16 protein-coding genes are annotated in these 21435 nt (G+C 50.3%); 13 read left to right on the top strand and 3 right to left on the bottom strand.

What is annotated here, in order from left to right:
• Positions 1–13: 13 nt before the first annotated feature.
• From glyQ to rpoD, 7 genes are all read left to right on the top strand, one after another.
• Positions 14–904 carry a glycine--tRNA ligase subunit alpha gene (gene glyQ / locus WC891_00600; GenBank protein ID MFA5866453.1) on the top strand — a complete coding sequence of 297 codons (891 nt, stop codon included), beginning with the start codon at positions 14–16 and terminating at the stop codon, positions 902–904.
• A complete protein-coding gene (glyS, locus tag WC891_00595) occupies positions 897–2984 on the top strand; it encodes a glycine--tRNA ligase subunit beta (protein ID MFA5866452.1) in 2088 nt (695 codons plus the stop codon). Before glyQ ends, glyS begins: the two co-directional genes overlap by 8 nt.
• Positions 2984–3799: a pyruvate, water dikinase regulatory protein gene (locus WC891_00590; GenBank protein MFA5866451.1), complete on the top strand. Its 816-nt coding sequence runs from the start codon at positions 2984–2986 to the stop codon at positions 3797–3799. Before glyS ends, WC891_00590 begins: the two co-directional genes overlap by 1 nt.
• Positions 3800–3870: 71 nt before the next feature.
• The gene (gene ppsA, locus WC891_00585; GenBank protein ID MFA5866450.1) at positions 3871–6261 is read left to right on the top strand and encodes a phosphoenolpyruvate synthase; all 2391 of its coding nucleotides are present in this window, start codon (positions 3871–3873) and stop codon (positions 6259–6261) included.
• 23 nt (positions 6262–6284) lie between these two features.
• Positions 6285–7286 (top strand): deoxyguanosinetriphosphate triphosphohydrolase, encoded by a 1002-nt coding sequence (locus WC891_00580; GenBank protein ID MFA5866449.1) that lies wholly within the window; start codon positions 6285–6287, stop codon positions 7284–7286.
• A 67-nt stretch (positions 7287–7353) separates the two neighbouring features.
• The gene (gene dnaG / locus WC891_00575) at positions 7354–9195 is read left to right on the top strand and encodes a DNA primase (protein MFA5866448.1); all 1842 of its coding nucleotides are present in this window, start codon (positions 7354–7356) and stop codon (positions 9193–9195) included.
• The gene (gene rpoD, locus WC891_00570; protein ID MFA5866447.1) at positions 9188–10453 is read left to right on the top strand and encodes an RNA polymerase sigma factor RpoD; all 1266 of its coding nucleotides are present in this window, start codon (positions 9188–9190) and stop codon (positions 10451–10453) included. The genes dnaG and rpoD overlap by 8 nt, the downstream gene beginning before the upstream one ends.
• On the opposite strand, the gene WC891_00565 is transcribed toward rpoD, so the two are convergent.
• Positions 10454–11209, bottom strand: a complete 756-nt coding sequence (locus WC891_00565) for an ATPase domain-containing protein (protein ID MFA5866446.1) — start codon at positions 11207–11209, stop codon at positions 10454–10456. It abuts the gene before it with no gap.
• Positions 11194–11562 (bottom strand): hypothetical protein, encoded by a 369-nt coding sequence (locus tag WC891_00560; protein MFA5866445.1) that lies wholly within the window; start codon positions 11560–11562, stop codon positions 11194–11196. Before WC891_00560 ends, WC891_00565 begins: the two co-directional genes overlap by 16 nt.
• A gap of 1236 nt (positions 11563–12798) precedes the next feature.
• Between WC891_00560 and WC891_00555 the strand changes: the two genes are divergently transcribed.
• Complete coding sequence (locus WC891_00555; GenBank protein MFA5866444.1) at positions 12799–13308, top strand: hypothetical protein; 510 nt, start codon at positions 12799–12801, stop codon at positions 13306–13308.
• 33 nt (positions 13309–13341) lie between these two features.
• Positions 13342–13476, top strand: a complete 135-nt coding sequence (locus WC891_00550; protein MFA5866443.1) for a hypothetical protein — start codon at positions 13342–13344, stop codon at positions 13474–13476.
• A gap of 950 nt (positions 13477–14426) precedes the next feature.
• Here the strand turns inward: WC891_00550 and WC891_00545 are convergent.
• Positions 14427–15233 carry a DUF3800 domain-containing protein gene (locus WC891_00545; GenBank protein ID MFA5866442.1) on the bottom strand — a complete coding sequence of 269 codons (807 nt, stop codon included), beginning with the start codon at positions 15231–15233 and terminating at the stop codon, positions 14427–14429.
• A 478-nt stretch (positions 15234–15711) separates the two neighbouring features.
• Here WC891_00545 and WC891_00540 point away from each other — a divergent pair, with 478 nt between their 5' ends.
• The 4 genes from WC891_00540 to WC891_00525 all read left to right on the top strand — a co-directional run bounded on the left by WC891_00540 (position 15712) and on the right by WC891_00525 (position 20431).
• Positions 15712–16098 carry a hypothetical protein gene (locus WC891_00540; GenBank protein MFA5866441.1) on the top strand — a complete coding sequence of 129 codons (387 nt, stop codon included), beginning with the start codon at positions 15712–15714 and terminating at the stop codon, positions 16096–16098.
• Positions 16099–16468: 370 nt separating this feature from the next.
• Positions 16469–18607: a Z1 domain-containing protein gene (locus WC891_00535; protein MFA5866440.1), complete on the top strand. Its 2139-nt coding sequence runs from the start codon at positions 16469–16471 to the stop codon at positions 18605–18607.
• 298 nt (positions 18608–18905) lie between these two features.
• Positions 18906–19508 carry a type IV toxin-antitoxin system AbiEi family antitoxin domain-containing protein gene (locus tag WC891_00530; GenBank protein ID MFA5866439.1) on the top strand — a complete coding sequence of 201 codons (603 nt, stop codon included), beginning with the start codon at positions 18906–18908 and terminating at the stop codon, positions 19506–19508.
• Positions 19505–20431 carry a nucleotidyl transferase AbiEii/AbiGii toxin family protein gene (locus tag WC891_00525; GenBank protein MFA5866438.1) on the top strand — a complete coding sequence of 309 codons (927 nt, stop codon included), beginning with the start codon at positions 19505–19507 and terminating at the stop codon, positions 20429–20431. The genes WC891_00530 and WC891_00525 overlap by 4 nt, the downstream gene beginning before the upstream one ends.
• Positions 20432–21435 lie beyond the last annotated feature (1004 nt).

Here is a 21435-nt window from a genome sequence, read left to right as displayed (position 1 = left end):
GCTTAAATAACCCTTGAACTTCCAAGAGATTATCCTCAAGCTGTCTGATTACTGGACCAAGCAGGGTTGCTTGCTGGTCCAACCCTATGACGTGGAAGTAGGAGCCGGAACGTTCAATCCGGCGACGTTTTTGCGTGCGCTAGGCCCTGAGCCGTGGAACGTCTGCTATGTCGAGCCGAGCCGGCGTCCCACCGACGGCCGCTATGGCGACAACCCAAACCGTCTGCAGTTCTACTACCAGTTTCAGGTAGTCATGAAACCCAGCCCTGACGACATCCAGGACCTGTATCTAAGGAGCCTTGAATCCCTGGGGGTCGCCATAAAGAAGCACGACATCAGGTTCGTCGAAGACGATTGGGAATCGCCGACGCTGGGCGCGTCGGGATTGGGCTGGGAAGTCTGGATCGACGGGATGGAATGTACCCAGTTTACATACTTCCAGCAGGTCGGAAGCATAGACGTCAAACCGGTCAGCGTTGAGCTGACCTACGGGCTTGAACGGTTGGCCATGTATATCCAGAGCGTCGACAGCGTCTTCGACATCGAATGGAAGGCGGGCATAAAGTACGGCGAGATTCATCACCAAAGCGAGGTCGAGTGGTCGACCTATAACTTCGAGGTCGCCGACACGTCTATGCTATTCGACCTATTCAATATGTACGAAGCCGAGTCAAAGTCGGCCATCAAGGCGGGTTTGATCCTGCCGGCGTACGATTACTGCCTGAAGTGCTCGCATACCTTTAACCTTCTGGACGCGAGGGGCGCCATTAGCGTGACCGAACGGGCGGGCTTCATCGGCCGTGTGCGCGGGATGGCCAAGGCTTGCGCCGCCGCTTATCTAACCCAGCGCGAAGAAATGGGATTTCCGCTCCTGTCCAAATCCGGGAAGAATAACAGTGGCTGAGCGGGACCTTTTATTCGAGATCGGCGTGGAGGAGCTGCCCGCCGGCGCCTGTGAGTCGGCCGTTAAACAGCTGATAGAAAAGGCGCCGAATCTGCTGGTTGAAACCGGCGTCCCTCATGGGAAGATCAAGGTTATGGCGACGCCAAGGCGTCTGGTGGTTTTGGTCAAGAACGTAAAAGCCGAGGGCGAGGCAACGACCGTTATGGTCAAAGGTCCGGCCAGGGCTGTCGCTTACGACGGGGCCGGCCGGATAACCCAAGCTGTCGTCGGTTTCGCGAAATCCCAGGGTGTAGACCCTAAACAGCTTGTCATCAGGACGGAAGGCAAGGGGGAATATGTATTCGCGATTAAGAAAAAGCCGGCGCCAAAGGCCGTCGAGGTGCTGCCCGGCGCGCTAAGAAAACTCGCTATGTCGTTGGAGTTTGACAAGTCCATGCGCTGGGCCGGATACGAAACGCGTTTCGCCCGGCCTGTCAGGTGGATTGTCGCTCTTTTAGGAGACACAAAACTGCCGATTGAGTTTGAGATGATCGACGCCGGCACGGTCACCTATGGCCCGCGCAATCTAAACAGCAAGCCAATTACAGTCAAGAATCCGGCGGACTATCTTACGAAAATCGCCAAAGCCGGAATCGTCCTCGATCACATTGAGCGGCGCAAGCTGATTGCCAAGAAAATTGACGAAGCGGCAAAAATAACCGGCGGCCGCGTCGCCGACACTAAGGTTCTGCAGGAAGTCGATTTCCTGGTCGAGACGCCTAACGCTATCGTCGGGACCTTTGACGACACGTTTTTGAAGCTGCCGCGTTGCGTAACCGTAACCGCCATGGAAAGCCATCAAAGATACTTCCCGATAGAGAACGATAAAGGTAAGCTGCTGCCTCGTTTCATTGTCGTCCATAACGGCCCGGTCGACTCGGCTGATCTGATCAGAAGCGGGCATGAACGCGTCATCAGAGCGCGCCTGGCCGACGCCTTGTTCTTCTTTGACGAGGACGGAAAGAAAACTCTGGCGGATCGGGTCGCCGATTTAAAGGGCATCGTTTTTCAAGACAAACTTGGCACGGTCTTCGAGAAGACTAAGCGTATCAAGAAGTTGGCCGCCGAAATCGCCGACCAGCTAGACTATGCCGACGATGAGGTCGCGGAAACCGAACGTGCGGCTGAGCTGGCTAAAGCCGATTTGACCACTAGCATGGTCAGGGAGTTCCCGGATCTGCAAGGCGTCATCGGCGAGGAATACGCCAGGAACGAGGGGCATCCCAAAGCCGTTTCCTGTGCCATTTCCGAGCATTATCTGCCTCGCAACTTCGGCGATAAATTGCCGGCAACTAAGACGGGGATTGCCGTCAGCATCGCCGATAAGCTGGATACGATCGTGGGTTGTTTCGCCATCGGACTGATTCCGACCGGCAGCGAAGACCCTTACGCGCTGAGGCGGCAAGGTCAGGCCATTGTTTCCGTTATCCTCGACAAGGGATCGCCCTTGGAGCTTGAACCGCTCATCGCTAAGGCCTTCTTTCTCTATGAAAGACAAAAGGTTAAGACACGGTCGGCGGGAGACGTGTTCGCGGACATCGAGACCTTCTTCCGCGGGCGGCTTAAGTTCCATTTCACCAGCAAGGGTTACCGTTACGACGTAGCCGACGCCGTCCTGGAAGGCGAGTTGAACGACCTGGCGGCTTTGGAGTCCACGGCTCGGGTCCTGAACGGACTTATCGGCGCCAAGGTCTTGGACGACGTGCTGACCGGTTTTGAGAGGTGCCACAACCTGTCCAAAGCCGCTAAAGACGGACACGTCGACGCGACCAGGTTCACGCATCCTTCTGAGGGAAAACTTCTGGCCGCGGCCGAGTCCGGCGAAGCGGCGTATGAAAAATACCTGGAGACCGGTAATGTCCTGGCCTATATGAAAGCCTTGGCAAACATGCGGCCGGCCATTGACAAGTACTTCGACGACGTCCTGGTTATGGACAAGGACGAGAAGATCCGGGCCAATCGCCTGTCGCTCCTTAAGAAGACGACCCGGCTTTATCTGGCCGTTGCCGATTTCTCAAAAATCATAAGGATTGGCGAATAGTGCCTGTAACCATCTACGCCGTATCTGATTTCTCAGGAGAGACGGCCGAGCGCGTAGCCCGCGCGGCGACCGGGCAGTTCCCCGACACCGATTTCAATATCATCATGGTGCCGGCCGTAAACAACAAAGACCGGTTGGAAACGGTCATCAAACGGGCTAAGATCGACAAGGCTGTGGTCTTTTACACGCTGGTCAAGCCGGAGTTCCGCGACTTCTTCCGCCGTGAGATCAAAGCTGCCGGAATAAACGCGCTGGATGTTCTAAGCCCGGCCCTGGACGCGCTGGACACGGTCACGGGCAAAGCGCCGTCAACGGAACCCGGCCCGATCGTTCGTCTCGACCAAGAATATTTCCAGTGGATCGACGCCATTCAGTTTACGGTTCGCCATGACGACGGCTCCGAAATCGACGACCTAAAAAAAGCGGATATTATCCTGGTCGGCGTGTCCCGAACCGGCAAAACGCCCTTGAGCATTTATCTGGCCTATCGCGGTTGGAAGGTCGCCAACATTCCTCTGGTTTACGGGTTGCCGTATCCGAAGGAACTCTTCAAGATGGACAGGGAGAAGATAATCGGCTTGACCATCAACCCCAAACGCTTGCACGATATCCGTATCCGGCGGCTTAAAGTCATGCCCGAACTCTCCGACGCGCAATACGCCGACCCGACCTATATCTTGAAGGAAATCAGGTTCAGCACGGAGCTGATGAGGCGGCTGCGTTGCCGGACGATAGACGTGACGGGCAAAGCCGTCGAGGAGATCGCCCAGGAGATAATCATGGGCTTTCCGGCGGTCGCTCAACCGCTGACGTAAATGCTTGTTTAGGCCTTTGGCCTGATATACAATGAGTCTCTAAAACGCGTGTCTTGATTCGGAGGTGGCCCATGGTAGTACGCGATAAAGCTAAGGAATACGTTCTGTGGTTTGACGAATTCGGCATCGACGCCGTACCGCTAGTTGGCGGGAAATCGGCGTCTCTAGGTGAGATGACCTCGAAGACCAAGGTCCCGGTGCCGTACGGATTCGCGACGACCGCGACGGCTTACTGGCACTTTATCGACAAGGCTGGCTTGAGGGAAAAAATGACCGCCAAGCTGGCCGAACTCAAAGACATCGAAAATAGTGACGCTCTCCAGAAAGTGGGCAAGGCGGTCCGGAAGATGATCATGGACGCCAAGATGCCTGCCGACCTGGAAAAATCAATCATAGAATCTTACCGCGCTTTGGCGAAGAAGGCCGGCGAGAAAGAACCTTTCGTGGCCGTGCGCTCATCCGCAACTGCCGAAGACCTGCCCGACGCAAGCTTCGCCGGACAGCAAGAGACATATCTGAATATTCACGGCGACTCCCAAGTTGTCGAGAAGATCAAGGAATGTTATAGCTCACTGTTCACCGACCGCGTCATCTACTACCGGGTGCAGAAAGGGTTCGACCACATGTCGGTTGGTTTGAGCGCGACGGTGCAGATGATGGTCTATTCTAAATCGGCTGGCGTCATGTTTACGCTTGATGTGAGCAACGGTGATCAGTCGGTGATCCTAATCGAGGGCAGCTATGGATTGGGCGAATATGTAGTCGGCGGCAATGTCGTGCCTGACGAGTTCGCCGTAGACAAAAAAAGCCTGAAAATCGTCCGTCAAAACATCGTCCACAAACCGGTCATGCTTTTACGCGATCCGAAAGGCGGCACCGTCGAAAAAGACGTGCCCGCCAAGAAAGCCGACATTCCTTGCATTCAGGAAGATCAAGTTATCGGACTGGCGAAATTCGCCAACGCGATTGAGAAGCATTATAAACGTCCCATGGACATTGAGTGGGCTGTTGACGAACGCACTAACAAGCTGTTTATCTTGCAGGCCCGTCCCGAGACCGTCTGGGCGAGGGCAGGCGAACCACAAGCGGAGGAAGCGACCGTGGCGACAACCACCGACCGAAAGGTAATCGTTCGAGGCCTGCCGGCATCGCCGGGCTTGGCCGCGGGTAAAGCGCACTTAATCCCGACCGCCGACCGGATCGGCGAGTTCAAAGACGGCGAAGTATTGGTAACCGAGATGACCGCGCCGGATTGGGTGCCGGCCATGCGTAAGGCCTCGGCGATAGTTACGGACTCAGGCGGCATGACCTGTCACGCGGCTATAGTCAGTCGGGAAATGGGCATCCCCTGCATCGTCGGAACAAAGAGCAAAGGCACGCCGGCGACAAAAGCGATCAAAAACGGGGGCGATATTACGGTCGACGCCAAGAACGGTGTCGTATATGAAGGCATCCTTGAGGAAGCGGTTAAGAAACAAGCAGCCGCGGCCGTCGGCGAAGTCGTCGCGGCAGAGCAGGCGCCCGTAACGGGAACCAAGATATATATGAACCTGGGCGATCCGGAACTGGCCGAGAAGTACGCTATTCTGCCGTGCGACGGTATCGGTTTGATGCGCGAGGAGTTCATCTGGACGACCTCGATTCACGAGCACCCGTTATACCTTATCAAGGAAGGTCACCCGGAAAAGGTCGTCGACCAGCTGGCGGACGCCTTCCGGACGGTCGCCGCCGCCATGGCTCCCCGGCCGATCGTCCTTCGCTTCAGTGATTTTAAGAGCAGCGAATATAGGGACCTCAAGGGCGGCGACGAGTTCGAGCCGGAAGAGCCCTCGGCTCTTTTGGGCTGGCGCGGTGCCTCCCGCTACTATGATCCGAAATACGAGGAGGCCTTTAAGCTTGAAGTAAAGGCTGTCCGTAAGGTTCGAGAAGAATTTGGATTAAAGAACGTGCACGTCATGATCCCGTTCTGCCGGACGGTTGCCGAAGCGGAGAAGATCGTCGGAATAATGGCCGAGGAAGGTCTGGAAAGAAACGCCGACTTCAAGGTTTGGCTGATGGCCGAGATTCCCAGCAACATCATTCTGGCTGACCAGTTTAATAAGTACATCGACGGTTACTCAATCGGCTCAAACGACCTGACCATGCTGATCCTTGGTTGCGACCGCGATAACGATACCGTGGCCGATATCTTCGACGAGAGGAATCTGGCCGTCAAACGTGCCATCAAGCATCTTATCGAAGCCGCGCACCGCGACGGTAAAACCGTTTCCATCTGCGGCCAAGCCCCCAGCGTATATGAGGACTTCACGGTTTTCCTGGTCAAAGCAGGGATAGATTCGATTTCCGTTAATCCGGACGCCGTCAAAGCGACACGGAAACTGGTCGCGCAGGTCGAGCAGCGGATTATGGTGGACAAGTTAACGGGCAACGAGTTGGCTGAGAAAGACGACCTCACCTGGTAAATATCTGCAACGAAAGGCTGCACTTGAATATCAGAGAAATGATCGAGGAGAGGGAAGCCCAGTTTCTCTCTCCTCGAGCTCAGTTAAGCGCCAAATCAAAAGGTCGTGAACGCACCGAGGTTGAAAGCGACATCAGGGCATGCTTTCAGCGCGACCGCGACCGGATCATCCATTCCAAGTCCTTCCGGCGCTTGAAGCACAAGACGCAAGTGTTCCTGTCCCCGGAAGGCGACCACTATCGGACACGTTTGACTCATACCCTGGAAGTGTCGCAGGTAGCTAGAACCGTTTCCCGGGCGCTGAGTTTGAACGAGGATTTAACGGAAGCGATCGCCCTCGCCCATGACCTTGGCCATAGCCCATTCGGGCACACCGGAGAAGACGCCTGGCAGCCGCCGTATACAGATAGGAAATTCGAACATCATGAACAGAGCGTGCGCGTCGTCCAGGTTCTTGAACACGGCGGGGAAGGCCTTAATCTTTCCTGGGAAGTAGTCGACGGCATTCGCTGCCACGTCGAAGAATTGATGCCCGCGACTTTAGAAGGACGGGTGGTCAGGTTGGCCGACCGGATCGCATATATTAACCATGATATAGAAGATGCCCTGATGGCTGGCATTTTGAGAGAAAAGGACTTGCCGGCTGACTTGATTGCCGTTCTCGGCCTTGTTGGGAGCGTCAGAATAAACAACATGGTTCTTGATTTGATTAAGAATTCTACCGACGAGGACGATATCCGGATGAGTGCGGGGATGTACGAGAGCATGGAAGCCATGAAAGCATATCTTTTCGAAAACGTCTATGTCGGCTCCCAAGCCAAGACCGAGGAGGCGAAAGCCGCTGGCGTGTTGCGCTCACTATACTCTTACTATATAGAACATCCAGATCAGCTACCGGAAGAACAAGGCGCGGCCGTCGGGGCGGATCTCCCCACGCGAGTAATCGACTATCTGGCCGGTATGACCGATCCGTTCGCGCTGAAGAAATACACTCATCTGTTTATGCCCGGCGTCTGGGAAGGCTAACATTAAATAATAAATAGGAAATAATAAATAAAATACCTGACAAGAGACTGTTAGCGAGTGATAATTCTTGCCCCTGATAAGAGATGAAGACATTGACGAAGTCAGGCAACGAGCCGATATCGTCGATATCATATCCGCCCAGGTTCAGCTAAAAAAGGCCGGCCGCACCTTCAAGGGCTTATGCCCGTTTCACGACGAGAAGACACCCTCCTTTGTCGTCAATCCAGACCGGCAGACATATCATTGTTTTGGCTGCGGAGAGGGTGGCAACGTCATTTCTTTCGTAATGAAAACGGAGAACCTGGATTTTCCGGAAGCGGTCAAGACTCTTGCCGACAGGGTCGGCTACACGCTTCATTTTGTCGAGGGAACACCGGGGCGTAAGGCCGACGAGGGCAAACAGGCCAGAACGTACGCCGCTAATGCGGCGGCGCTGGCGTTCTTTTCCGGAGCCCTGAAGAAGCCGTCGGGCAAGAAAGCCCTCGGTTACCTGGCCGGCCGCGGCTTCGGCCCCTCGGTTATCGACCGTTTCAAGCTGGGCTTCGCCCCGGACGAATGGGAGGCGTTCGCCAAATTTGCGGCGGCCAAAGGATTCAAGACAAACGAACTCATGGACGCCGGCTTGGTTGTCAGGTCGGAAAAGAACCCGGACCGAGCGTACGACCGCTTTCGCGGACGTGTAATATTCCCGATCTTAGATTTGACTGACAAGATAATCGGCTTCGGCGGACGGATTATCGAAGAGGGTACGCCGAAGTATCTAAACAGCCCGGAAACGCCGGTTTTTCATAAAAGCCGGGCGTTATACGCCTTGAACTGGTCCAAAGACTCCATAAAGAAAGAAAAGGAAGCGATTATCGTTGAAGGCTACACGGACGTTATTGCCCTCATGGATAAAGGCGTTGAGAATGTAGTCGCGACACTGGGTACAGCCTTAGGCGCCGATCATTTGAAACTACTCGCCCGATACACCCACCGGGTGGTTTTTGTCTTCGACGCCGACGAAGCAGGGCGGAAAGCGGCCGAGCGCGGTCTGGATCTTATGAGGGAGTTCTATTTGGGTCCGGAGTTCCGCCGCTTTGCGGAGCTGACGGAAAGCCGACATCTCGATATGTTTGTCGCGGCCCTGCCGCCCGGTTCCGACCCGGCTGAATTCGTTACTGAGAAAGGCGCAGAGGAGTTCAAGGCGCTAATCAAAAGCGCCAAACCGCTGGTCGATTTTTGTTTGAACTCTGTTTTTGTCGGCGCCGACACCAAGACGGTCGCCGGCATGCAAAAGACCGCCGCCAGGGCTATGGAAATAATCGCTGTACTGCCTAGCCCCGTTGCCAGGGAAGAGTATCTTAAGCGGGTGGCCGACTTTCTAGGATTGTCGTACGAGTCCCTTTTTGACGAATTCAAGAAATACTCACGCCAGAAAGAACCGGTCAGAGGCCAAGCGCCGGCGGCCACACCGGCCAAACGCGATCCGGCCAGAAATGTCGAACGCGAGGTGCTTAAACTTACGCTTCAATATCCGGAACGCTCCGGGCAGATTCTCGAGAACCTGTCCGCGGAACACTTTTCCCACCCCGATCTTAGATCGGTATATGAGTTGATAAAAGAGGAATACGCAGGCCAGGGTGGCGTTGACGCCGGTCGGCTGGTTGGCAGACTATCGGATGAAGGCGACCGGCAGACCGTAACGGCGCTTTCGACGGAGGACATAAAAACGAACGACATTGAAAGATTTTCGGCGGATATTATGATGCGCATCAAGGAATTTGAAATCGCGCGGCGAATAAATACATTGAAGGCTGAAATGCAAAAAGTCGACTCGGCGTTAGACGCGGCGAGGCACGATGAATTATTTAGCCGTCTTCTGAAACTGGAAGCCGAGCGAAGGGAGATATTAGCCCAGAATGGCTGATAAAAAGAAAAAGCAAACGAAGACTAAGGAAGAACCACAGGTCAAAGATAAAGCGAAAGCGCCAAACGAGCCCGCCGTGCCGGAAGGCGCCGCCGTTCAAGAGGCGGCGGCCGGGAAGATAAAAGAGCTCATCGAGACAGGCCGCGAAAAAGGTTTCGTTACCGTTGACGAATTCACCGAGGCGTTCAAGGAAATAGAGCTCAACGCCGACCAGATAGAGGATATCTACGCCAGACTGGCGGATATGGGCATTGAAGTAGCCGAGGAGGGGGAGGCTGAGGTCCTGCCGGGCTTGCACGGAACGCCGCTGGACAGCGTCCTGGAGCCGATCGCGGGGCAGGACCTGGAAGAAATAGATGAAGAGCGCGAAGCGGCAAAGCTGCGTGCCGCGGAGACCGCCGCCCGTCACGATGACGGCGCGGTTAAGGTCGCCGCCGGCGATCCGGTCAAAATGTATCTTAAGGAAATCGGAAAAGTCTCGCTGCTGAACGCGGCCGAGGAAGTCGAGCTGGCCAAGCGCATCGAGCAAGGCGATATGCGGGCTAAGTCCAAGCTGGTTGAGGCTAACCTTCGGCTGGTCGTATCAATAGCCAAGCGCTATGTCGGCCGGGGCATGCTATTCCTGGATCTCATTCAAGAGGGGAACCTGGGTCTGATAAGGGCAGTCGAAAAGTTCGATTACCGGCGGGGGTTTAAGTTCTCAACCTACGCCACCTGGTGGATCCGTCAGGCTATTACCAGGGCTATCGCCGACCAGGCCAGGACAATCCGCATCCCGGTTCATATGGTGGAAACCATTAATAAACTCAGCCGCACGCAGCGTCAACTACTGCAGGATCTGGGGCGCGAACCCTTACCCGAAGAGTTGGCTGAAGCCATGGATATGCCGGTCGAGAAGGTTCAGGAGGTTTTGAAGGTCTCGCAGGAACCGGTATCTTTAGAGACTCCGATTGGCGAGGAAGAGGACAGCCATATAGGTGACTTCATTGAGGACCGGGAAGCGACCGTGCCACTTGAGGCGGCTTCATTCGCGCTTCTGCAGGAACACCTTCGCGGGGTCCTCGGCACGCTTAACGAGCGCGAACGGCGCGTTATCGAATACCGGTTCGGACTGTTGGACGGGCATCCAAGGACATTGGAGGAAGTCGGCCGGGAGTTCGGGGTTACCCGCGAACGGATCAGGCAGATCGAATCCAAAACGCTTGCCAAGCTGAAACATCCTTTGCGCAGTCAGAAGTTGAAAGATTACCTGGAATAACTACTTGTAGAATTCCTCGATACGTTTGGCGATATCTCTGGGGGAACCCGACATCAGGCCTTCTTTGCCTTTGAAAGGCATTTCGATTACGATGCCGCGATCGGTTATTTCGAACTTGCGGATTTGGTTGTCGTTCTTAGTCGCCCGTTGTTTGATGACTACAATGGCCCGCTGAAGAGCTGACTTAATCTCGATGAACCTAAGTTGGATCAACGAATCTACTATATAGGACAAACCCGATTCCTCGACACACCCGTCGCCTAATAACTGCGTATCTTCCTGCAGGATTATGGCAGTCGTTCTATGCCGCCGCAAACCGTTGATGAAGGAATAAAGAAACTCCCTGGTGTCCTTGGGCTTCATGTCCTCGATGACGTTGTTGATCGAGTCCACGACGATTCTCTTAACATTGCCTTCCAGCAGAAGCCGGTCGAATTCGCCGCCCGGTTCCTGCAGCTGCTTGGCGAAAACGCGGGGGCTTGAGAATAGGAATTTGAGCTGACCGCTCTCCTGGTATTTGCGAAAATCGAAACCCAACGAGGCGGCGTCGCGAAATATCTGCTCGCTGAACTCCTCAAAGGTTACATACAAACCGGTTTCGTTGTACTTTTCAATGCCATTGGCCAGGAACTCGATCCCGAAGCTGGTTTTACCGGTGCCGGGCGCGCCCCGAACTATGGTGACTGTCCCCGCGTAAAGGCCGCCCCCGAGCATCGCGTCGAGACCTTTTATACCCGTCTCTAGTCTTGTTTCCACGGCCGGCCCTTTCCTTTGCTAAGGACCTGGCTTAGAATCGTCAGGCGCATGCTACTGACGGATAGCGCGTTGTTGAAGCACTCGATGCGCGTTGCTAATTCGGGAGCGGGAGAGTATATGAATGTGCCTCCGTCACTGGCCACCAAAACGTCTCTTTTTGCCAGCTCAACCAGGCTGGCTTTAACGTCTTTGTCAGCCCGGCCTAAGCGGCTGGCCAAGCTGGCAGCGTTTTCGACGGCGCTTGGATTGTGATAATAAAAAAGGATAATGTCCCAAACGATGAAGGAATCTATGTATGCGTCAACGAACTTGAGGATTTCCGATTCGCTGAGTTCTTTTCCATTGCCCGACATAGCTATCCTAACTACGTGCGGATGTTCACAAGCATTAATTCAACTATATGAACATGCCCCTCTTATGTCAAGGACGGTTGTGAATCTCACGATGACAGTTGGCACAAAGCAAGACACATTTGCCCAACTCTTGTTTGACACGATCCCAGCTTCGAGAATGACCGCTCTGAGAAATGCTGAAATCTTTCTTCGCAGCGTCTGTATGATGGAATTCGAGAGCTTCCTGACAATTATGATAGCCACATCTATTGCATTTTCCTCCGAGCTGTTCAATGGCCTTTTCCCTAACTCGTTTCCTTCTTTTCTTGACTGCTTTAATAAGATATTCTCTTCGGTCTGAGTATTTACGAGTATCCATAGCGAAAATATAACACAAACACATGTTCGTCTCAAGAAGTGCCTTTGACGAGTAGCAGGATGTCATTTACAATTAACGAGTTGGCTTTAGCAACAAATTGTACTCCCCGGTAGCTCAATCGGTAGAGCACGCGGCTGTAGAGATGCAGCGTCCTGTCGCGAGGCGGGATGGAAAATCGGGTGAATTCAGGGAAACCTAAACCGCTGTTGCGGCACGGCAATCCTGAGCGAAGTCCGCTGAAGGGTATAGAAGTAAGCGGAAACGTGCAGAGACTACGGGCTGAAGAACCCATCTGATAAGGCCCGGGATAGCGCCCGACGTCCCAAGTGGACGATGAGATAGTCCGATCCTTTAGGGAAACCTCAAGGGCAATCGTAACCGCGGTGTTGTAGGTTCGAGTCCTACCCGGGGAGCCAGCCTATTTATGCAGCTCAAGTGCTATGACCCATAGCTTCGTATACAAACATCCATTTCACACGGAAGAGGCTGGAGGTTCAAATCTTCTAGCGCCCACCACCTCCTATCAGGCAGAAAGTCAATAAGAACGTTGATCTAAAAGAAGAGCGGAAATCAGGTAGGTGCTTAGTAAGTACAAATGTTGCGGGGAAAGCTCTCAATAGTTCAAACCCATTGTCGCCCGTGTCAGTCGATCCTTTCTCTTGAATCAATCTCCATATTTCGTTAGGCTAGTCGCATAACGGAAACCGGCTTTTCAATGGGGCGTAATAGACCTATTTTCTTCCACTTTGACAGCCGTCTGTGCGTCAAGTAAAAGTGTCAACAGAAACGGGGGAAGACCAAGACCAACGGGACAACTTGAACGATTAAGGAGTAAGATTGGATATGACGATGAATAAATGAAAGGAGGTGAAAAATATATGGCAACGAGAAAACAAACTGAAACAGCAAAGAAAAATATAAAGAAAGCGCAAAAGAAATGGCAAGATATGTCACCAGGGGAACATTCTTTAGCTCAGCCTGAAGGACGAGAAAGAGCAAAGCCTGGAACAAAAGGCGAAGGTGATTACTTCAGAATTGTTGTAAGGTCAAAAGATGAGTTTGTTACATTCCGCAATCAAGATATTGGAGAGCCAGGACACATTCAACGCTTAGCAGGAAAAAGAAGCAGTGGCTCATGGGATACGCAGGCATGGCTTATCAGTAAGGAAGATGCTCACATTGAAGGTAATAGATTAATTCCTGACACTGATGATGCGCGGGAGGTAATAGAGAAACTCGGTTCTGAGCCAAAGCACATTAAAGCTGACATCTTTGAAGCAAAAGATAGGCCAAATGTTCCTGAAAGCGAAAAACCAACTCCTGCGCAACAACGAGCACGAATGGAGAATATAGAAAAGGCGCAGCAAGCCAGGCGGAAGAGCAAGTAGGAGAGGATAAAGAATGATAAGGAGGTGGTTCTTGTGATTCGAAAAGTCAAGGAAGGCTATCGCGTGGTTTCCGAAAGCGGACGTAATATGGGAACGTACCCAACAAAAGAAGAAGCGGAAAAGCGTTTGCAACAGATTGAATATTTTAAACACAAAAAGAAAACATAACTAATAAGCGAATAGCTTTTGGCATTCTTTCCTTTGGTGGTATATTTGGTTTGGGAGAGAAACAATATGCAATTCTCTTGGACTAGTAATGGAAATTATAAAGGGGTCGCGTCTTTACTTTTAGCATTTTTCTTCCGATTCATCACGCACGAATTTTCTGAAGTATAGGTTTCTGTTCCGGATCCACCATGCACGAAATTAGCCGGTAAAGTAAGTGGCGTGTCAGTTCCTGCGCTCGCAAAGAGCGCTCACCCAGGATGACTGTTTCTGATAGGCTTCTGCTTTTGATTTCTGTTTCTGCGAGTGGCACCCTCAACTTCTCGACTCGTCGCTACGCTCCTCGCTCGAAGAGCATTATAAGGGGTCGCGTCTTTACTTTTAGCATCGGCCTATCGACTACGGCATCGACCAGCTTGTTTATGAGCTTTATGACTTAACCGCCGAAGAAATCAAGCTCGCGGAGGAATCATAGACTATCTTGAACTGGTCCGAGATGCGGTTAATAAAGGGGATGCCAGATCTCTTGAAACTGGCGGGGGTCACTTAAGAAAGTCGATTGAAACCGTGTGCATGGAGATTCTACGTGATAAGGGAGCATCACTAAGTAAGGTCATAGGATTTCAGAAGAAGGGTATTAACAAGCTCTCTGAGGAGGCCGAGAATCAAGGGGTCGATTCCTCAGATATATCTAAGCTGAGATGCTTATTGGATTGTAGTCATTCTGACTCACATGCTTGGAGCCAAAGTGATACAAGCCGGGGCGGTCTTAACCAAGGTATAATAAATGTGCAGTCGGTTTATCAAGAATATCTTTAAAGGTCGAGTCTTGATCTCATTAGGCAACGTTGACAAGGTTGTTATGTTTGTTTAAACTAGAAGTAATCCAATTTATTGGAGGTTGACCGCAGATTGCGATCAGTAAAAAGCTAGCCGGCGGCTAGCTTTTTGCGTTACTTAACAAAAACTTCCCCATAACCAAGAACTTTTCCAGTATCGAATCTTCGATTGAATTTATCTTCAACTGCACAATAAATAGACTCACTAAACATGCCCATATACCTGTCTTTTCTAATCCCGTGCTCAAAAAGAAGCTTCTCTTTTAGAGGCCAGGCTAGAAGATCAGCGAATTGAAGTCCTGGAATATTGTGAGATTTTGGCTTAATTTTGATCTTCTTACTCGTCAAGGTTTCTTGGGCAAGGGACTTGTCGAGAAACATCGTTCCGTCCTCATAAATCTTCCTGTACTGGCTCTTTACCCCGCTATCCGGCCTATTGCCACGACTCTCTGCCATAACATCACCAGTGGTTGAAAAGTAATTCAACCAGCCACAGTATCTCTGAAGTATGATTGTCAGGCAGTAGTGATAGGGGTCGAATGGGACATCATAGCGATTTTGATGGATGCGTTTGTCCAATACAATATTAATTATTGTATATTTTGACTCTCTCAAGAGCTCAAGAATCTCCTTATCGAAATCTTGTCTAATTGCCTTATCTTTCAAAACTGTAAAGTGATTCTCGCACCTTAACATTTCTTCACGGTGAAAAATAACAGGGTTATCTGGATCATTGTTGGGCCAGAACTTGTTCTTTATCCGATTCATAGCGTTTGTGGCAGATATGTAGTCATTGCTTCTTTCGAATACACAACCAAGCAGACCCAGGAACCTATTCTCGATTCGATCGACTTGGGAATACCCGTGGTCACCGCTTTCATCTATGTATAATCTCTGTTCGGGAACATAGTTTGTTGCCATATCTACCCTCTCTGCGTTTCGATAAGCCTTAATGGTAATTGTACGTGTATGATAGTCTTGATATTTAGGTTGGTCAAACGAATGGAATCAATTTCTACGAGGCCAGGTCCTTAATTATCAGTTTTTCGAGGCGCCGGTAACAGAATTATCGGGATCTATGTTCCTGTAAACGTTTAGGCAATACTTTCAGCTGGCTTTATGCAAAACCCTGAATGTTTGAAAATCGTGCAACACGGGGAGCCAAAGTCAGTATAACCTCAGGTCAGCCTTTACAAATGAAAGATATCCTAGCGCAAATGCTTTGTACATTTTCCCCCTTTAGTCGCTCCTAGTTACACTCGGTCGCGGCTGTAATAATTTAAAATCTGATCTTCGAGGTACGTTGTCAAAGACAGAAAATAATAACTCCCCGTAACCTTTTCACGTCTGCATCCGTAATATACAGTACAATGCTCTACATCATTACGAGGCGGGAGCCATGAAGAAGATGGTCGCAAAGACAATCGGAATTGCGTTGATCGCGGCGCTGTTGTTCCCGGGGGCCGCTTTTGCCGCGTCGCAGGGAAGCGGATCGGCAGCGGACAAGCAGACGGTTCAGCAGGAAAAGAAAAACTCGCACAAGGCGCTAAAGGAAGAACGCCAGGCGCTTCACGAGCAAAAGGCAGAGGAGCGCAAGGCCCGTATCGAAAAACGTAAAGAAACGCAGGCGGAAAAGCGCGCTAAGGTCAAAGAAAAGGTCAAGGAGCATCGCATCAATAAGTTTCAGGAGATTCAGGCTAAGAAAAAAGCTAACGGTTCGGATAAAACACCGGCGTATCAAAAGATCGTCGACTGGCTTACAAATGCGTTGGGGATCAAGGAATAAGAGTACGAAGTGTACAAGGGAAGCTTGGATAATGTGGGGCTCGGCGTACTGGCGGGCCCCCGTCTTTTTGAATGATTGGGGTCGGGTCAAATTGTCAGTTTTTCGTGGCGCCAAACCCAGCATAATCGACATCTCTACCGGTTAGGTCTTCGACAGCAGCTTCCAGCTAGCAATATGCAAAACGCGGAATGTGCGAAAAACGTACAACCCGGGGAGCTAAAAAACAATGGCTGTACAGAGCCATTTTTTATATCTACCCCGAACAAGACTCGAACTTCGAGGCTTACGATCTCAGCATTTCCCCAGCTCTTGAGCTGTTTTATTATCAAGAGCATAATGAAACAAAGGCTCTAATCTATGGAGGGATATAGTGTTCAAAGAACTTGTAGAGAAAAGAGAAGACACCAAAGACCTCATCAACTGTATGGAAGATACGGCCTCGCAGATATTGGACAACAATACATCTTCAAATAATCCAGGAATTCTGCTTGGTAAGATTCAAAGCGGTAAAACACGAGCATTCATCGGTGTCATGGCCCTGGCATTTGACAATAATTATGATGCCGCAATCATATTGACAAAAGGGACAAAAGCCCTGGTCAACCAAACCGTACAACGTATGGAAAAAGACTTTTCTGAATTTATACAGAATGATAAAGCAGAAGTATTTGACATCATGCATATGCCCGACAATCTAACTGCTTATGAGAGAAGGAAGAAGCTCATTATTGTAGTAAAAAAAGAAGTGAATAATATGCGGCGACTTCTGACCAAACTTTCTAGCATCTATCCAGACCTAAGGGAGAAAAAAATGCTCATTATCGATGATGAAGCGGATTACGCAAGCATTAGCTTTCGTAAACACGCAGAGGCGGTTGAAGTTGGTCGCATATCATCGCAAATCGATGAGTTGAGAAATATTGTTAAAGAGGTTGATTATTTGCAGGTGACTGCTACACCATATTCATTATATCTTCAACCGGATATATCAGAAGACTGTTCACTGTTTCTACCGAAACGACCCGCATTTACTGTGCTTTTGCCAGAACATGACAAGTATGTGGGCGGCGAATTCTACTTCGAAGATGGTAATGAAGAAAGCTCGGTCGCCTACAACATATATGAGGAAATCTCAACCGAAGAACGAGAAATACTAAAACAACCTGATGCACGTCGCTTTAAGCTAGATGATGTGCTTTCATCGGACAAAATTGCATGCTTACGGAAAGCCATCATGAACTTCATTGTCGGCGCATCAATACGTCATATGCAACAAATTAAGCATGGTGGCAAGCCTCAGAAATATGCATTTGTCGCACATAGCGAGATTAGTCGAGCTTCACACGCGTGGCAAGCAGAGATCGTCATGACCCTTATTTCTGCTCTTGCAAATGCTGCCAAGACAGACGAGAAGATAATCTCAGATCTCATTAGCACTTCATATGAAGACCTGACGTTGTCAGTTTCAAAGATACCTGGTATCTACATCCCACCGTTAGATGAAATTGAAGACCAGGCTAAAGCCGCTTTAATACAAGAGCACGTAATGGTTACTGTTGTTAATTCCGATGGAGATGTTGAAGAATTACTTGATAGTCAGGGCCAGCTGAAATTACGGAATCCAATGAATATATATATTGGAGGTCAGATTTTGGATCGAGGTGTGACAATAGATAAATTGATAGGGTTTTATTATGGAAGAAATCCCAAGAAATCCCAACAAGATACCGTTCTGCAACACTCCCGGATGTATGGTGCCAGGCCGATTGAGGATCTAGCAGTCACTCGTTTTTATACGACACGTGATATCTATGAAGTAATGAGACGCATATATGAATTCGATACTGCGCTCCGTGAAACCTTTGAAAAGGGCGGTAATGATCAAGGTGTGGATTTCATACGTAAAGATGTTACCGGTAGATTGGTCCCGTGTTCACCTAACAAACTGTTGTTGTCGTCTATTGCTACTTTGCGACCACATAAACCAATGTTGCCAGTTGGATTTCAAACAGGATATAAAACTCATATTGAAAAATCAGTTCAACAAATCGACCACCGAGTAAATAAATGGTTTGAAGGTAACAATAGAAACGAAGCAGTATTGGTTGACTTATCTGATGCACTAGAAGCGGTTGATCTTATTGAAAAAACTTTGGAGCTAAATCAGTTATATCCATGGATCTGGCGAACATTTAAAGCCAGTCTTGAGCATCTCTCACACAACTCAAGGGCGCCTCACGAAAAGGACAAAGTCTGGGTTGTGATTCGCGAAGATCAGAACATGGCGAGGACTAAAGCTGATGGACGATTCTCTGATGACCCGGATGGAGGAAGCGGACGAACAGCACGTACTATTGCGAGAGAAATATCGGAGAATACTCCTTGCCTTATGTTGATTAGGGAAAACGGAGAACAAAGTAAGGGTTGGCATAACGCTCCGTTTTGGTGGCCTGTCCTCATGAACCCATTGAGAACTGACCCCTTAATCTTTGCAGAAGATACTGTATAATCCATCGAAGTTGATAGAACTAAATCCCATTGTTTGTATAGGCCTAGTCCTTGCTGAAATCTAAAAAGTACTTCTGAACTTGCCCGAATTTCTTATCTTCCGAATACTGTTTCAACAAGGGAGCCAGCTAATTAGCGCTGGTCAGAGAGGGTAACATACCTCAATGGCTTTGAACCATACCCCGTATCGACAAAGATCTTTCCGTTATTATATGTAGACACCCTAGTGCATAAGTGTTACTATTAGTCACCAGAAAGAGATAAGTGGCGACTATCAGTAACAGATATGAGGTGCCCTCATGGCAAAAGACAAGATCTCGAAGACGCTCAAAATAGTCAGAGAAAAGGGCATGATTCGACCTCGTGAGCTAGAGGAATACGGGATTGCGCGCGAGTACCTTCGACGCATGGTTGATCGCGGTCTCCTTGAGAGAGCAGCACGAGGACTCTACAGGATACCGGACGCTGACGTTTCTGAAAACTTCTCTCTTGCCGAGGCAAGTAAAAAGGTGCCGAACGGCATTATCTGCCTGCTGTCGGCGCTTCGATATCATGATCTGACGACTGCGTCGCCATATGAGGTCTGGATGGCTGTTGAGCGAACAAGCAGGACGCCAAAGATTGACAGACCCCTCATAAAAATCGTGAAGTTCTCCGGGCAGGCCTTTAATAGCGGCATCGAAGAGGCAATTATCGAAAATGTTCGAGTACGAGTGTACAGCCCGGCTAAGACTGTCGCCGACTGCTTTAAATATAGGAATAAGATCGGGATGGATGTCGCACTGGAAGCGCTTAGGGACTGTAGAAGGCAGAAGAAGTGCTCAGTCGATGAGGTCTGGCAGTACGCGGAGATTGATCGCGTCTCAAATATCATGAGGCCGTACCTGGAAGCAATTATATGAGTAATCGCGAGCCAACCGATATTTCCGCTTCAGTCAAACAGCGGCTTCTAAATCTCCAGCGACGAACAGGCGAGCCGTTTGACCTTATTCTTCTGCAGTACGCGAGCGAACGTTTTCTCTATCGTCTTACAAAATCACGCTTTTCTGACCGCTTTGTCCTGAAAGGCGCCATGCTGCTTATCCATTGGATTGATAAACCGCACAGGCCGACACGCGATGTCGATATGTTAGGATTCGTCGAAAACTCAGCCGCCGCTATATCAGTTGCGATAAAAGATATTTTGGGTACACACGTACAGGAAGATGGCCTTGTTTTTGATACCAGCAGCGTTCAGGTCGAACCGATTCGTGAAGAAGCCGAGTACGGCGGGATGCGGGCCAAGCTAAAGTGTTGTCTCGGGAAAGCGACAATCACGCTTCAAGTCGACATAGGTTTCGGAGACGCGCCAGGTCGCCTGGAGGAAATCACCTTACGGCCGATGCTCGATCAACCCGCTCCTGTTATGCGCGCGTATCCTATGGAGACCGTAATTGCCGAGAAGTTTCACGCGATGGTTGAGAAGGGTATAGCCAACAGCCGCATGAAGGACTTCATCGATGTCTGGCTATTGAGCCAAGAATTCGACTTTGCTGGTAAGTCCCTAGCAGAGGCAATTGAGGCAACGTTCAAGAGCCGCGGATTGTCGTTACCAATTGAAAATCCCGTGGCCCTGACGGACGAATTCTCATCAGACACCGACAAGATCGCCCAGATGCGCTCGTTTATAGCTGATAAGACAAATCTTAAAGGAGCTAGTGCTGAATTAGCTGAGATTGTGGATGAGCTAAGGGACTTTTTGATGCCGGTTGTTGGGGCGATTCTAGATGGAAGTGCCGAACATATGACCTGGACTGCCGGCGGACCGTGGAAGAAAACGACTTAGCAAGGCCCCTTAGCTGGCCTTATGCAAAACTCTGAATGTTTGAAAATCGTACGATCCGGGGAGCCAGCCTATTACCGCACTTCAAGCACTATGACCCATTGCTTCGTATACAAACATCCCTTTCACACGGAAGAGGCCAGAGGTTCAAAGCCTCTAGCACCCACCACCTCCTATCAGGCAGAAAGTCAATAAGAATGTTGATTTAGAAGACGAGCGGAAATCAGGTAGGTGCTTCGTAAGTCCAAATGTTGCGGGGAAAGTTCTCAATAGTTCAAACCCATAGTCGCCCGTGTCAGCCGATCCTTTCTCTTGAATCAATCTCCATATTTCGTTAGGCTAGTCGCATAGCGGAAACCGGCTTTTCAATGGGGCGCAATAGACCTATTTTCTTCCACTTTGACAGCCGCCTGTGCGTCAAGTAAAAGTGTCAACAGAAACGGGGTCACTCCAGGCGCGGGGTCGTCGCATCGGACAATTCCCATATCTTTCTAAAGACCTCGACCAGCTCTAAGGTTTGAGTGAAGGGGTCTACTCCCGGCTGAAGCTCTAGCGGGTTGAAGCCGATGACGTAGTCCGGGTCTGATAGATCGACTAGGATTACATTGTCGTAGTCAAAGACCTGGCCGATTATGTCTTTGATAAGATCGCCGTGCGGATCAATTACTCCGCATCCGCGCTTTTCTTTTATGTCTTCAATTACCCAGTTGGCAATTGCTTTTGACTTGCCGACTCCCGACGATCCTAGAACATAAAGATGCGTTGACCTGTCTTCGTCTGGCAGATATAGGCCGTGATATTCACCTTTATCATCTGTCGTATATCCGATCTTGAGGCCGGGGAACCAAGGCGATGTTGGCCGGCAAACTCAAGCCTGTCGCGACCGTTTCTATTCCAAACCCGGGGAACAGCTCTCAATTGGCGGAGGCAGCATCGTTCATATTATTCACCTCGGTGATTGAATATTATCACAGCGCCGGCAGTATCCAAACAAGGATTATAGACGA

This window comes from Actinomycetota bacterium (assembly GCA_041658625.1).
GTDB lineage: Bacteria > Actinomycetota > JAHEXW01 > JAHEXW01 > JAHEXW01 > JBAZZW01.
This window is presented reverse-complemented; position numbering and strand designations above follow the sequence as displayed.